Here is a 14,249-nt window from a genome sequence, read left to right as displayed (position 1 = left end):
TTGGACTTCATTTGAAGGATTTGAAGTTTCAAGCCATAAAATACCAATTGAGATTTAGTACATTTGATTTGATCGGATTAAGACATCATGCCGACAAGTATTGGTCCAAAAGCAGTCAATAATATATTGGCTAATGCATACGGAATCGTATAGCCTAAAACTGGAAACTTGCTTCCTGATGCATCTTGAACCGCTTTTAATCCTATTGTTGAGGTGCCTGCGCCGGTTTGTGCGCCAAGTAAAATTATTGGATTTATTTTTAATATATACTTTCCAAAATACAGTCCGATGATATGAGGAATTAAAGCAACAGCAACACCAGCAAGCAAAATACCAAAACCAGTTTCTTTAAGACCCGAAATAAAACTTGGACCAGCAGCGAGGCCAACAAGTCCGATAAACGTTGCGAGACCAACGTTGTCAAAAATCCACAAGGCGGGCTCTGGAATTCTGCCAAAAACAGGAGTTCTTGAATGCAACCAGCCAAAAATAAGTCCCATTACCAATGCACCACCGCTTGTCGTTAAAGTTACTGAAACTCCAAATAATGTTACCGAAAGCAAACCTAAAAGTCCACCTAGGACAATACCCAAACCAACAAAAATGATATCTGTCTCTGGACTTAAACGATCCAGATAGCCTATTTCTTTCGCTGCTTCTTCCAGTTTTGCAGGTCTGCCAGAAAGATTCAAAATATCGCCTCTATTTAAAACCGTCTTTGATTCAAGTGGTATTTCATGATTTTCTCTCGTTATTTTGTTTAGCATTAGCCCGTGATAAAAACTGCTTTTTCGAAGAGACTTTACTGTCATTCCTTCAATTGCTTTATTGGTGATTGTGACATCTAAATGTGCAAGCGGGAAATTCAACAATTCTTCATCCAAGACTTCTGGTCCAATAGAAAAGAGACTGTCTAAAATGATTCCGTGTTGTGCCATTATAACCATCACATCATCTTTATGAATTATGGTATCAGGTTTGGGATCTAGCAATTGATTTCTATGGCGTACCCTCTGAATAACGATATTCTTGTTGGATATTAATCTTTCAAACTCGCTTATACTGATTCCAATCCATTTCTCATTGGTTATTCTATAGGCCCGAATAATCCATCTCTGATAGGCGCTTTTCATTCCTGGACCATATTCCTGTTCACTTTCTCCAGAGATACTTTCAGCCAGTTTGTCACTTTCTTTAACTAAGTCAATACCAAGCAATTTTGGGGCAATTGCAGTCAGGAAAAAAACAAAAGAAGCTGCACCTACCAAATAAGTTACAGAATAGGCTACCGGAATATTATTGATTAATCTGCTTTTTTCTGCATCATCAAGATTTAAATGACTGATGGCATCTGAAGCAGTACCAATCACAGTTGATTCAGAAAAGGCACCTGCTAATAATCCAGCGGCGGTTCCAATGTCATAACCTAAAAGAATAGAAACAGAATAGGCAACTATTAGGCATGCTAAACAAATTACCAAAGTGAGTAATAATTGCGGAAATGCATTCTTTTTAAAACCTTGAAAAAATTGAGGGCCAACTTTATATCCCGTTGAAAACAGGAAAAAATCAAAGAAAATGGTTTTTACAATACCAGGAATTTTAATATCCAGCTGACCAATTAGAACACCAGCGAATAAGGTTCCTAATACTACACCAATTTTAAATGTCCCAATTTTAATGCGCCCGATTAAGAATCCAAGAGCCAAGCATAAAAAAAGTGCCAGTTCAGGATGTTCTCTAAGTATAGCTGTTACCATATTGCATTTTTTTTTAGATAAATTTAATCAAAAAACACAAGTAACTAACTACATTTCAATTATTTAAAAACAATTATTTTAAATCACATTATATAAACAGAAAATAACGTTGATAAATGTAAATAACTAGGCACTTTCTACAACAAGCGACTAAAACAAAATTAAAAATAATCCGAATCCAGCATCCAAGTTATTCCATCATCTTCATGAAACATCGGACAAAGAATTATTTTTTCTCTCCGTTCTCATTAATAAGGTACCAATCTGTAGCAGTATCAACAATTAGATCAAGAAATTTCTTTTCCTCTTCTGCTTGAGCAGAAATCAAATCATCATCCTCAACTCCTTCACCCAATAAAATGCTATCTTCTATAGAGAATTTTATGTAGTCTGCTAAATGCTGATTCTCAGACAACTCAGCCAAATAATCAAATTTAAAAGAAATATCTCCCGAACTTCTCATATCCCAGTTCGTTTCGACAATCGATCCGATATTAAGCTCTCTCCAATACAATTCGAATTTCTTCATTATTTATCTTTAAATTATGAGTCTTTACTTCAAACAAATATAGACATATGAATTTCTTATTTATGATACGTTTCGAAACATTTCTGTATTTAAAACTAAAAAAAAATCAACTAAAATTTGCATATATGACCAATCGGTCATATATTTACATCATTAAATACAATCTATCATGACAAAAGGTGAAGAAACCAGACAATTTATTATAGAAAAAGCCGCTCCTATTTTCAATACAAAAGGAATTGCAGCTACTTCTATGAGCGATATTATGGAAGCGACTAAATTGTCTAAAGGAAGTATGTATGTTCATTTTGAAAACAAAGATGTTTTGGCCTGCGCTGCTGTAGATCATAACATGAAAATATTAAGCTCTAAACTAGAAGCAGCACTTAGGGACGGAAAAAGTGCTAAAGAGCAACTTTTTGCTTACATTGATTTTTTTAGTAATCCGATAAATCCACCAGTAATTGGCGGATGTCCTTTACTAAACTTTGGGACAGAAGCCGATGACACGAATCCGATTGTAAAAGAAAAAGTAAATAATGCCATTAAACGTGGCCAGCAGCTTCTAACTGCGATTATAGAAAAAGGAATAGCAGACAAAGAATTTATTCCTGACTGGAATGCTTCAGAATTTGCCACTGCCCTTTTTGCTATGCTTGAAGGAGGGCATTTGATGTCAAGAATGTCTGGCAACAATAACAATATGAATGCGATAGAAAAAACGCTTAAAAAAATTATATCTGAAAAATTGATATAATTTTTTTTACTATAAAAATGACCGATTGGTCATATTTTGAATCAAATATTAATTATAAAAACAAATACCATGTCAAAAACAATTTTAATTACAGGAGCTTCAAAAGGATTTGGAAGAGCTTGGACAGAAGCTTTTTTAGCTAAAGGATACAACGTAGCGGCAACAGCAAGAAATCTAGAAACGTTAAACGATCTAAAAGAAAAATACGGAAGCACTATTTTACCTTTAAAATTAGATGTCAACAATCGTCAAGAATCTCTAGAAGTGATTCAGAAAGTAAAACAGCATTTTGGAAGAATTGACGTTTTAATCAACAATGCTGGTTATGCGCTTACAGGAGCTGTTGAAGAGGCAAGCGAACAAGAGGCGAGAGAGCAGTTTGAAACCAATTTCTTTGGAACTTTGTGGTTAACACAAGCCGTTATTCCAATTATGAGAGAACAAAAAAGCGGTCACATTATTCAAGTTTCATCAATTTTAGGATTAGCAACTTTGCCAACAGGAATGGGACTTTACAGCGCTTCTAAATTTGCTATAGAAGGTTTAAGCGAAACATTAGCATCGGAAGTAAAACAATTTGGAATCAATGTGACTTTATTGGAACCAAACGGATATGAATCTAATATTTGGCATACTGGAATTACCAGCAAAAGTTTACCATATTATGACGAAATCAAAAAAGCTTTAGCTGAAAGAGAAAACATATTTGGAAAAGTACAAGCAACAGCACCAGCAGTGGTGAACTTGGTAGAAAACGAAAATCCTCCTTTAAGATTATTGCTTGGAAAAGTTGCGTTCCCATTTGTAAAACAAAGCTACGAACAAAGATTGGAAAGCTGGGAAAAATGGAATGATGTTTCAGTTGAAGCTCACGGTTAATTAATCGGTGCTCTAACTAAAAAGATTCCTTCAAAACAAAGTTATCATTCGGTAGGGATGTTTGGTCGGCCAAATTTACGTTCCGTAGGAACGTTTTATGTCCATTATTATTGAGAATTATATCCAAAAACCAAACGTTCTTACGGAACGTGAAATAATGACGAAAACATAATTTCTACCAATGAAATGTTCCTACGGAACATACTATTTACAAAAAAACGGGATTGTTTGCTCAAACAATCCCGTTTTTTCTTTAATAGAAATCTTTAATCTTTAATTTTTAATTTTTAATTTTTAATTTTCTTACTCTTCCTACCTTTCTTCCACCAAATAATAAATCCAGTTATAGGCAAAGAAGCGCCAATCAAACTTACCAAACTCCAGATTATTTTTCCTGCAAGTCCAAAGAAAATTCCTGTATGAAGATCGTAATTACTTGCTTCATAAACATCAGCAGCATTATTGTCTTTGTATAATTTGGTTCTGAGCATCTTCCCTGTTTTTCCATCAAAGAAAATAGTGTTCTGTTTTCTTGCCCAATCATTCGGATATGTCATTCTTAATCGAAGTTCTCCCGTTTTTCTGACTGAAAATGAAACTGAAGTTGCGCCTGGATATTTCGCATTTGCATTTTCGTAAATATTGTTATAACGAACAGGAATTGTAGTCGAATCTATTTTGGCATTAGAAACCACTTCATCTCCTTTTCTAAGTTTGCTTCCTGTTACCAGACTAACTCCTTTTTTGACAGCATCGTACTTAAAATATGTTCCAGAAAACGCAATTAAAAGCAAAAAAATAGAAGCATAAAATCCTAAAACCTGATGCAAATCAAAATTGATTCTTTTAAAAGAACCGCTCCATTTTATTTTTAAAGATTGTTTAAGCTGACGTCTCTTTTTTGGAAACCATAAAATTAATCCCGTTATGAGCATAATGATAAAAATCACAACCGACCAGCCTTGAATAAACTCGCCAACTTCTCCCAATAATAAAGTACGATGTATTTCTAGTACCGTATTCAGCCAATCTGCTCCCTGCTGATTGATTAAAGTTCCATTGTACGGGTTGAAATAATAGGTCTTTTTCTTTTTGGTAGAAATTTGAACTGCCGCATTAGGTTCTGCTTTATTTATTTTTAAAGCCGTTATTTTCTGTTTAGGTTCTAGATGTTCATAGTTTTCTATTATAGTTTTTAAACCTATAAAAGGCTTATTTTGAGCAGGAACATGCAGATATTCCTTGTTTGTAAAATCACGAATTTCTTCTTCAAAAACATAAAGAAAACCCGTAATGCTCACTACAAAAACAATGAGGCCCGATGCTAAACCGAGCCACAAATGTATTTGTCTGATAGTCTTTTTAAAACCTTTGGTCATACTGTGCAATAAAATCCAAATGTAGAAATATCATTTTAAATGACGAATTGTATTCTTAGAATTTAAATGTAATATTTCCCGTAATTCTCGTTGGGTTTTGAGCCGCTAAACGATATGACCAATATTTTTCGTTGGTAAGATTGTCTACTTTTAACCCTAATCTAAATTTTGGTCTGTCATAAAATACAGAAGCATCTAAAACGGTGTAAGAAGGAATCGTAAATTTAAATGTTGAAGTGTTAGTTTGATAATACTCACTTCCGTAAATTCCTCCAACACCAAATCCAAGTCCAGAAGCTGCTCCTTCTGTCAATCTATAACTTGCCCAAAGATTGGCAGTTGTTGGAGAACCAGCTGTTGTTGGTCGTAAACCATTTATACTTGGATTGGCTTTTGTGTATTTACTGTCATTATACGTATAACCTGCCACGATGTTTAAACCTTTAATCGGATTGGCAATCAACTCAGCTTCAAAACCTTTACTCAATTGAGTTCCGTCCTGAATCTGAAAGTTTACATGGTCTGGATCATCGCGAGTAATATTCGTCACTTTTATGTCATAATAACTAAACGTCGCACTGATTTTATTAAAGTCAAGTTTAATTCCACCTTCCAACTGATTGGCCTGATTTGGCTTGAAAGTATTTCCATAAAAATCAGATCCGCCAACATTGTTGAAACCGTTCATGTAATTTCCAAAAACAGAAACCTTCTCTTTTATCACTTGATAAACTGCTCCAAATCTAGGAGAAAATGCTGTCTGATTGTAATTTCCAGCAATAGAATCGCGACTTGGATAATACACACCTTTATTGATATAACGATCAGCTCTAACACCACCCATAACCAATAATCTATCAGTAACATTCAATACATCAGAAACATAAGCGCTATATGTTCTTTCGTTATTCGATACCATATTAGTATAGGTTGCATTTGCAAATAAAGGCTCAATTTTATTTATAGTAAAATTATTGTAAGCATCGCCAGGTTTTCTAAAATTAAGTGCTGGCATATTTACTGTTGCATCATTACGTGTGGCGCGAAGACTGTAAAAATCTAATCCAGCCACTACTCTATTACGCAGTTTTCCAATTTTAAAATCTCCGTTAAAATTCTGCTGAATATCAGTTCCATAATAAGGATAGTCCTGATTGGTAACTTGCTGTCTCAAAGTTTCATTGCTCAACATAGTCAGTGCTACAACATAACCTTCAGATGAAGACCTTGTACGCGAAACAATAGTTTGTGAAGTCCATTCATCTGAAATTTTATATTTCAACTGCGCAAAAATATTGTATTGCTGCCCCATATAATTTACCGTATTATTAGCAAATGAAAGTTTGTACGGAATTCCCAATTCTTCTACACTATGAGCCGTGGCATCTGCTTTTGTATAAGGCGTCAATCGAGTTGGCGATGTTGCTTTTGAAGCACTAAATTCGGCATCAATTAATAAAGTCAATCTATCGTTTACCTCATAAGAAAAACTTGGTGCAATAAAAAAGCTTTTATTAAAACCTGCATCCTGAAAACTTCTTTCACTATGTAAAGCTGTATTGATTCTGAAAAGAGCCGTTTTCTCTTCATTTAAAGGTGTGTTGATATCTGCTGTTAGACGATTCAAATCCCAATCACCTGCCGAAAAAGAAACTTCCCCTTTAAAAAAATTAAAAGGCTTTTTGGTTACTCTGTTAAACAATCCCCCAAAAGAAGAAATAGTACTTCCAAATAAAGTAGCCGATGGGCCTTTTATTACTTCTATACGCTCTAAATTTGACGGATCAATCGAGTTAAAAGTAAAACTTCCAACACCGTTTCTTACCAATTGCGGTGTCGCAAAACCTCTAGAAATATTAGTCGTTCTTCCCTGATTTCTCACTTCGGCAATACCTGCACCCGGAACATTTTTAAAAGCACTATTATAATCCGTTATAACCTGCTCTTTCATCAATTCCTTGCTCACAATAGTATAAACCTGCGGGTTTTCCATGTTCTTCAGTTTCATTTTAGAAACCTCTTCACTTTCTTTTCTCGCAAATCGGTTTCCTCCAGAACTTACAATTACTTCTTCTAATTTTTGAGAAGTATAAGTCAGTTCAAAATCTAGCGTAACTTCTGTATTGTTTTGATCAACAATAACCGAAGCTGGAGAAGATTCATAACCATTTAATTTTATTTCAACCAAATATGTTCCGAAAGGAATATTTTTAAATTGATAAATCCCATCAGAATCAGTTGTAGTGGTTTTATTTAATTCTGAAATTTTAACAGTTGCACCTTGTAAATAATTTCCGTCTTTAACGACAGCCTTACCCGAAATTGTACCAACAGTTGATTGAGAAAAAGCCTTTTCTGATCCTATAAAAATGATCAAAAAAACCACAAACACTTGACATAAAATATTGTCTTTAAGTGTTTTGAAAAATGTTTTCATATAAAATCCGTAATTTATTCTTATTTAGACTGGTTACAAATATATAAACGAGAACTGACTTCTTGGCTAAAGATTAAAACTTTCTTAAAAAAAAATTAAAAACACCAAAATAAAGGCTGAACAGAATCTGATTTCTATTAATGCGATATAACTCAAAATCAATTTCCTTACTTATTTTATGCTTTAATTTTCAGTTATTTAAAAGTTAATCAATACGTTTCATCCAAAAAAGAGGTTGCATAAGCCGTTATTCTTTTTTATTTTTATGAAATCTGATGAAACCCTAATCATTTGATGTAAAGTTTTTAAAAACAAGAAAAAATTAAAATGAGCAACGACAAAAAACTAAAAGCTGTCGCTTTCGGAGAAGTACTTTGGGATATTTTTGGCAATGAAAAAAAAATTGGAGGAGCACCTTTAAATGTGGCGCTTCGCATGAAAGCTCTTGGCGTTGAATCAAATATGATTAGCTGTGTAGGAAATGATGTAGATGGAGAAGCAATTATAAACGAAGTCAACAAACTAGGCTTGGATACCAGCACTATTCTCAAATCTGACGATTTCCCAACAGGATTGGTGAACGTAACATTAGACGAAAGTAAATCGGCTACTTATGAAATTATTTATCCTTCTGCTTGGGACAAAATTGTTCTAAATGAAGAAGCGAGAGAATTAGTAGTAAACTCAGATGTTTTAATTTACGGAAGTTTGGTCTGCAGAGATCAAGTTTCTCGAGAAGCTTTAGACGAGTTGCTTCACACCCACACTTACAAAGTTTTTGATGTTAATCTTCGAAAACCACATTATGATTACGAAACTTTGCAACATCTAATGCAGTCTGCCAATTTCATCAAATTTAATGATGAAGAAATTATGGAAATTAGTGCCGCTTTTAATTCTCCTTATAAAACTTTAGAAGAGAACATGAACTTCATTTGTTCTTTGAGCAATGCTACTGCGATTTGCGTGACAAGAGGGAAAGATGGCGCTTTATTATTGTGGGATAAACATCTTTACGAAAATGAGGGTTATACCGTAAAAGTTGAGGATACTGTCGGTGCAGGAGATTCTTTCTTAGGTGCTTTAGTCACTTCACTTTTAAACGGAAAAGAACCACAAGCTGCTCTAAATTTTGCCTGTGCAACTGGTGCCTTAGTCGCTGGATCGGCTGGCGGAAATCCTAAAATTTCAATATTTGATATTGAAAATTTAATTAATAAAAATTAAAAGAAAATTGCAAAGCCTGGTATATTATAAACATCAGGCTTTTTTTATAGTTAAAACATTACCTTCAATCATCAAACATGGGAACTATGTAAATTTAAAATGGAATTATTTCTTCCTAATCAATATGGGCGCAGTAAATTGTGTTTTCAAATAATTTAAGGAAGAATGATGAAAAAATTACGAATTTCACTTATCAATATTCACGGACTCTTGAAAGGTTCTGGTCTAGAGATTGGGCGAGATGCAGACAACGGAGGCCAGACCAAATACATATACGAATTAGCCGAATTTTTATCGCTGCATGAAGATGTAGAACACGTTCATCTTTTTACCAGATTAATAGATGATCCTGCCCTTTCGCCTGAATACGCAGTGCCTGTCGAAATTATCAATGATAAATTAGACATTAGAAGAATTCCGTTTTTAGGAAAGAAGTACAAACCCAAAGAACAGCTTTGGGAGGGTCTTGATCTTTTTGTAAATGGCGCGATGCAGCATATCAAACAGCACAATATTTTCCCAGATTGGATTCACTCGCATTATGCAGATGCCGGTTATGCGGCAGCCGAATTATCAGCCGTTTTAAATATTCCTTTTGCCCATACGGGACATTCTTTAGGATTCTACAAAAAGAAAAAACTAGTTGAAAGTGGTGAAACAGAAGAAGAGCTAGAGAAAAAATTTAAGTTTAAAGCCAGAATTGCGGCTGAAGAGAGAACCTTAGAACTTGCAGAATTCATCGTTACTTCTACCGAACAGGAAATTGAAACCTACAAAGCCTACAAAAATTTTGAACTAGGAAAATACCACGCTATTTCTCCAGGAATCGATACCCGAAAATTTGTTCCTTATTATTATCAGGAAAACGATTCTGATAAACATATGGAAGAAGCACAGCGAAAATACTGGGTTGCCGAATCCATTTCTAAATTTCTTACCAATCCACACAAGCCTATTATTCTGGCACTTTCGAGGCCTGACCGCCATAAAAACTTGAACACTTTAATTGAAGTTTACGGAAAAGATAAAGAGCTACAAAGCATTGCTAATCTTGTCATTTTTGCTGGTATACGAAAAGATATAGCCAAAATGCCTGAATCTGAAAAAAATGTTCTGACCGATTTGCTTCTTTTAATGGATAAATACGATTTGTACGGAAAAATGGCTATTCCGAAAAAACATGACGTTGAAAATGAAGTTTCGATTATCTATCGCTATGCTGCCGAAAAAAGAGGTGTTTTTGTCAATTTAGCTTTGCATGAAAATTTTGGCTTAACCGTTATAGAGTCCGCTAGTTCTGGACTTCCTGTTGTGGTGACCAAAAACGGCGGACCTTCAGAAATTATTCCAGTTTGCCAAAATGGAGAATTAGTCAATCCTCAGGAAGAAAGCCAGATTAAAAAAGCCCTTTTAAATATTTTAACCGATGAAAATCAGTGGAAATATTATTCGAATAATGGAGCCATCAATATTCAGAAATATTACAGTTGGATTAGCCATGTTAATCATTATGTTGAATTGGTTAAAGAAAACCTTTCTCTTTCATCCGGAGCTGGAATCAAAAAGCAGCATTATCCTAACATCAACATTAGCCGATTAAAAAGAAAAATCGACCATTTGTTGGTTTCTGACATTGACGGAACATTGATTGAACCGAAATTGGCCAATCCAGGTTTGAAAGAACTCAAAACACATTTGATGAATCGTACCGATAAAATGGCTTTTGCAATGGCTTCTGGACGAAACTTGGCTTTAGTAAAAAAAGTAATTGACGAAGAGGAATTTCCTCTCCCCGACTTCATAATCTGTTCTGTCGGAACCGAAATCTATTACACCAACGGAAAAGATTATATTTTGGATAAAGGGTGGGCAAAATTCCTAGCTGGAAGGTGGAAAAGAGAAGAAATTTTAAATAAACTCAAAGCCATCAAATGGATCAAACTGCAGGAAGAAGAAGCCCAAAATCCGTATAAAATCTCATATTATTATGATAAAGAACAATACAATCATGACGAGTTAATCACTGTTTTAGGAACAGGATGGTACAAAGTCAATATTATTCCGAGTCACGGTCAGTTTTTAGATTTTATTCCGAAAAGAGCTTCCAAAGGAAATGCGATAAAGTTTTTATGCCGAAAGTGGTCTATTCCGCTAGGAAATGTAATTGCTGCAGGAGATTCTGGAAACGATGTCGACATGTTTAGAGGCCCCGTAAAAGGAATCATTGTTGGAAACCGAAGCGCAGAACTCATGGCTTACGAAACCACAAAAAGCATTTACGTAGCCAAAACTTCGGCTTCGGAAGGGATTTTAGAAGGCTTAAAATATTATAAAATCATTAAATAAAAAGAATAAGCCACAAATTACACGAATTAGCGCGAATTTAAAAATAGTTCAGCGACAACTTTGTCAAAGTTTAAAACTTTGACAAAGTTCATGAGATTTAAAATTCGAAATTAGTGGCTAAAAAAAATACAATCATTAAATAAGTAATAAAATGTATTCAGGTTCAGGATTTAGCAATTGGGAAATTGGAGATGTTGATGTATTTATAGATGAAAAAGGAGTTCATCATTTATTTCATTTAATTATTCCAAATCACGATTATATTGCACATGCAGTTTCAAAAGACGGTCTTTCGTGGAAACGAGTAAAAAACGCCTTATTTGTTGGCGATCCAGGAGAATGGGACGATGATATGTTATGGACAATGCATGTCAGCAAAAAATTGGATGGCGAGGGTTATGAAATGTATTACACTGGCTTAAAACGTCAGGACAAAGGAATTGAGCAAAAAGTAGGAAGAGCTATCTCTACCGATTTAATTACTTGGAAAAAAGAGAATCTATACGGACTTCCTTTTAAAAGTGAAGCTCCACATTATGAAGGTCCAATCAACAATCCGCGACAATGGATTAGTTTTCGCGATCCATTTAAATACCAGTACAAAGGTGACGATTATTTGCTAATCTGCGCCCGAAGCGCCTCTGGACCAACATACCGCAGAGGCTGTATTGGTGTTGCCAAAAGAGAGAAAGAAGGTTTTGTGCTACAGAAACCACTCCATATTCCATATGTATACGATGATGTCGAATGCCCTTGCGTTTTTGAAATTAAAGGAACGCATTATCTTTTAGGATCAATTAGAGAAGACATAAAAGTTCGCTATTGGTCGGCACCTGAATTTAGAGGCGAATATTCTGCTTTTCATAACAACGTTTTAATGCCTCAAGGAAATTATGCGGCAAGAGTTGTTAAAGAAGGCAAGCATTTTCTGGTTTATAATTTCTATTTCGCAGACGGAAATGTCAATACGCATCGTGTAATGCCACCTCCTAAAGAACTCGATGTTGACAAGAGCGGACGACTTCTACTAAAAACTTATTATTATTGGCAGAAACTCTATCAGAAAACCATACTTCAAAAAGACTTACCGCAGCCTATGCCTATTTTAGGAAATCCAACAGCCGATTTTGTTTTAGAAAATGAAAGCAAATGGCGTTTTGGATGCCGAAGCGGTTATGAAATATATGGCTTCGAAAAACCATCAAGCAATTTTGTCTGGGAAGGTACATTGTCTGTAGAAGGAATGGGAAAAACAGGCTTTGTGATTGAATGCGACAAAGAAGGAACGGGATATTATATTTCGATTGATTTTATGAACGGTTTTGTGCAGTTTAGAGCATGGGGATTTAATGAAAAAGACGTTAAGAATAATTTTATTTTTGAAAACATTCAAACGAATCAGTTTGAGATAAGCGAAGAAAAACAGATCTCTTTTAAGATTATCCGTTATGGAAACTATTACGAGCTGTCGATTAATGACATTGTAAAACTCACTTTATTAGATTTTAAATACAGCGAAGGAAAAGTGGGAATCTACGTCTGCTCGGCAGTAATTTCGATAAGTGATTCTAAAATTCACGTTATTCCAGAACCTGAAAATGAGTATGCAGCTTCTGATCCTGAAAAATATGATAATGAACTACAGCCTAACTCTTTAATTTAAAATAATTATGAATATCCAAACCTTTAAAATCCAAATTGCGTTAGTGCTTTTACTAATTTTTAATGCCGCTAATGCACAACAAAAAGATGCTGAAAAATGCCGTTATACCAAAACCAGTTATGGCTTTCTAATGGTTCTTCGCGAGGGCGATAATGTTTTAGAATTAATTGAAAAATTAGCAAAAGAACAGAAAATACCATCAGCCAATTTTACCGGAATTGGTTTTGCGCAAGATGCCACTTTTGGATTTTATGATTTTAACGAAAAGAAATTTCATCCCAAAACTTTCAATAAAGTCGAGATGGGAAGCATTACAGGATCTATTGCCTGGAGTGGCAACAAACCTTCTATACACATGCACGGCGTTGCAACCGACGAAAAATTTGATGCTTATGGAGGTCATATTTTGGGCTTAAAAGTCGGAACGGGTTCTATGGAAATTTACATTACTTTAAATAGCGAAAAACTCGAGAGAAAAATAGAGCAGCCTCTCAATTCGAATGTTTTACAATTGCCTTGTTTGAAGTAGATTTTGGTTAAAACAGCTGTTTTTATTTTGAAAGATTAAACCTATATTGGCGTTCCAAACTCATAATTTACTAAAATGTCACAAAGTCCGTCTCCTGAAGAGGTAAGCAGAGTTTTCGAAAATTATTTTTCTGCCGATATGAATATCTGGAAAGGATTTTCGGAAAAAATTAAAGTCCGTGAATTTGATAAATCAGAAATCATAAAAGATTATCATGGAGTCGAAAAATACCTTAATATCATCATTAAAGGATCAGCGGGTTTGTTTGTTTGGGACGGCAAAAGAGACATTTGCATTAATCTATTGTATGAAAATAGTTTTATAAGCGATTATATGTCATTCTTAAATCAGCAACCATCGGTTATTAAAACTGAAGCTTTAGAAGATATAACGCTTTGGTCTATTTCTCATCAAAATTTGAATGAATTATACCAGAGATCTGAAACAGGTTTGAGAATCGGAAAAGCCATTTCTGAAATGCTTTATGTTCGTAAACAACAGGAACAGATTAATCTTTTAACGCTTTCTCCTCAAGAACGATATTTGAAACTTATAGAAGGCCGTCCAGAAATTTTTCAGAGAACGCCTTTAAAAATCATTGCCTCTTATCTGGGATTAACAGCAGAAAGTCTGAGCCGAATTCGAAAAAGAGTTATGGAAAAATGATTTCTTACCCAAAGTCAATTTTATTTTCATTTTGCCTCGCTAAGTTTGCCTTACTAAACCAAACAAAATAGTAAACG

At 34.6% G+C, this 14,249-nt stretch carries 11 protein-coding genes; 7 read left to right on the top strand and 4 right to left on the bottom strand.

Going from position 1 to position 14,249, the window contains the following annotated elements:
* Positions 1-77 precede the first annotated feature (77 nt).
* A complete protein-coding gene (gene aspT / locus BLP44_RS15690; protein ID WP_091134361.1) occupies positions 78-1,760 on the bottom strand; it encodes an aspartate-alanine antiporter in 1,683 nt (560 codons plus the stop codon).
* Positions 1,761-1,986: 226 nt separating this feature from the next.
* Positions 1,987-2,289, bottom strand: a complete 303-nt coding sequence (locus tag BLP44_RS15685) for a hypothetical protein (RefSeq protein ID WP_091134359.1) — start codon at positions 2,287-2,289, stop codon at positions 1,987-1,989.
* Positions 2,290-2,458: 169 nt separating this feature from the next.
* Between BLP44_RS15685 and BLP44_RS15680 the strand changes: the two genes are divergently transcribed.
* Positions 2,459-3,046, top strand: a complete 588-nt coding sequence (locus BLP44_RS15680) for a TetR/AcrR family transcriptional regulator (protein WP_091134358.1) — start codon at positions 2,459-2,461, stop codon at positions 3,044-3,046.
* Between the two features lie 69 nt (positions 3,047-3,115).
* On the top strand, positions 3,116-3,925 hold the full coding sequence (locus BLP44_RS15675; RefSeq protein ID WP_008469094.1) for an SDR family NAD(P)-dependent oxidoreductase: 810 nt from the start codon (positions 3,116-3,118) through the stop codon (positions 3,923-3,925).
* Between the two features lie 287 nt (positions 3,926-4,212).
* Here the strand turns inward: BLP44_RS15675 and BLP44_RS15670 are convergent, their stop codons facing one another.
* Both BLP44_RS15670 and BLP44_RS15665 read right to left on the bottom strand, forming a co-directional pair.
* Positions 4,213-5,304, bottom strand: coding sequence for a PepSY-associated TM helix domain-containing protein (locus BLP44_RS15670; RefSeq protein ID WP_244511792.1), 1,092 nt, complete (start codon positions 5,302-5,304; stop codon positions 4,213-4,215).
* Between the two features lie 55 nt (positions 5,305-5,359).
* Complete coding sequence (locus BLP44_RS15665; RefSeq protein ID WP_091134356.1) at positions 5,360-7,741, bottom strand: TonB-dependent receptor; 2,382 nt, start codon at positions 7,739-7,741, stop codon at positions 5,360-5,362.
* Positions 7,742-8,068: 327 nt separating this feature from the next.
* On the opposite strand from BLP44_RS15665, the gene BLP44_RS15660 reads away from it, so the two are divergent.
* From BLP44_RS15660 to BLP44_RS15640, 5 genes are all read left to right on the top strand, one after another.
* Complete coding sequence (locus tag BLP44_RS15660; RefSeq protein ID WP_066034508.1) at positions 8,069-8,968, top strand: carbohydrate kinase family protein; 900 nt, start codon at positions 8,069-8,071, stop codon at positions 8,966-8,968.
* Positions 8,969-9,133: 165 nt separating this feature from the next.
* Complete coding sequence (locus BLP44_RS15655) at positions 9,134-11,314, top strand: HAD-IIB family hydrolase (protein WP_091134354.1); 2,181 nt, start codon at positions 9,134-9,136, stop codon at positions 11,312-11,314.
* Positions 11,315-11,465: 151 nt separating this feature from the next.
* Positions 11,466-12,977, top strand: a complete 1,512-nt coding sequence (locus tag BLP44_RS15650) for a glycoside hydrolase family protein (protein ID WP_091134351.1) — start codon at positions 11,466-11,468, stop codon at positions 12,975-12,977.
* Between the two features lie 7 nt (positions 12,978-12,984).
* The gene (locus BLP44_RS15645; protein ID WP_091134350.1) at positions 12,985-13,506 is read left to right on the top strand and encodes a PPC domain-containing DNA-binding protein; all 522 of its coding nucleotides are present in this window, start codon (positions 12,985-12,987) and stop codon (positions 13,504-13,506) included.
* Between the two features lie 75 nt (positions 13,507-13,581).
* Positions 13,582-14,172 carry a Crp/Fnr family transcriptional regulator gene (locus BLP44_RS15640; protein ID WP_091134348.1) on the top strand — a complete coding sequence of 197 codons (591 nt, stop codon included), beginning with the start codon at positions 13,582-13,584 and terminating at the stop codon, positions 14,170-14,172.
* The last annotated feature ends 77 nt before the right edge of the window (positions 14,173-14,249 follow it).

Source organism: Flavobacterium anhuiense (genome assembly GCF_900101855.1).
Lineage (GTDB): Bacteria > Bacteroidota > Bacteroidia > Flavobacteriales > Flavobacteriaceae > Flavobacterium > Flavobacterium anhuiense.
The sequence above is the reverse complement of the archived record's forward strand: the minus strand, read 5'-3'. Positions and strand labels throughout refer to the sequence as shown.

Excerpts from the sequence above, each read along its gene's own strand:
- BLP44_RS15685 (WP_091134359.1), bottom strand. The coding sequence starts at position 2,289 with ATGAAGAAATTCGAATTGTATTGGAGAGAGCTTAATATCGGATCGATT.
- BLP44_RS15660 (WP_066034508.1), top strand. The coding sequence starts at position 8,069 with ATGAGCAACGACAAAAAACTAAAAGCTGTCGCTTTCGGAGAAGTACTT.
- BLP44_RS15650 (WP_091134351.1), top strand. The coding sequence starts at position 11,466 with ATGTATTCAGGTTCAGGATTTAGCAATTGGGAAATTGGAGATGTTGAT.
- BLP44_RS15645 (WP_091134350.1), top strand. The coding sequence starts at position 12,985 with ATGAATATCCAAACCTTTAAAATCCAAATTGCGTTAGTGCTTTTACTA.
- BLP44_RS15640 (WP_091134348.1), top strand. The coding sequence starts at position 13,582 with ATGTCACAAAGTCCGTCTCCTGAAGAGGTAAGCAGAGTTTTCGAAAAT.
- BLP44_RS15665 (WP_091134356.1), bottom strand. The coding sequence starts at position 7,741 with ATGAAAACATTTTTCAAAACACTTAAAGACAATATTTTATGTCAAGTG.
- BLP44_RS15670 (WP_244511792.1), bottom strand. The coding sequence starts at position 5,304 with ATGACCAAAGGTTTTAAAAAGACTATCAGACAAATACATTTGTGGCTC.
- BLP44_RS15655 (WP_091134354.1), top strand. The coding sequence starts at position 9,134 with ATGATGAAAAAATTACGAATTTCACTTATCAATATTCACGGACTCTTG.
- aspT (WP_091134361.1), bottom strand. The coding sequence starts at position 1,760 with ATGGTAACAGCTATACTTAGAGAACATCCTGAACTGGCACTTTTTTTA.
- BLP44_RS15680 (WP_091134358.1), top strand. The coding sequence starts at position 2,459 with ATGACAAAAGGTGAAGAAACCAGACAATTTATTATAGAAAAAGCCGCT.
- BLP44_RS15675 (WP_008469094.1), top strand. The coding sequence starts at position 3,116 with ATGTCAAAAACAATTTTAATTACAGGAGCTTCAAAAGGATTTGGAAGA.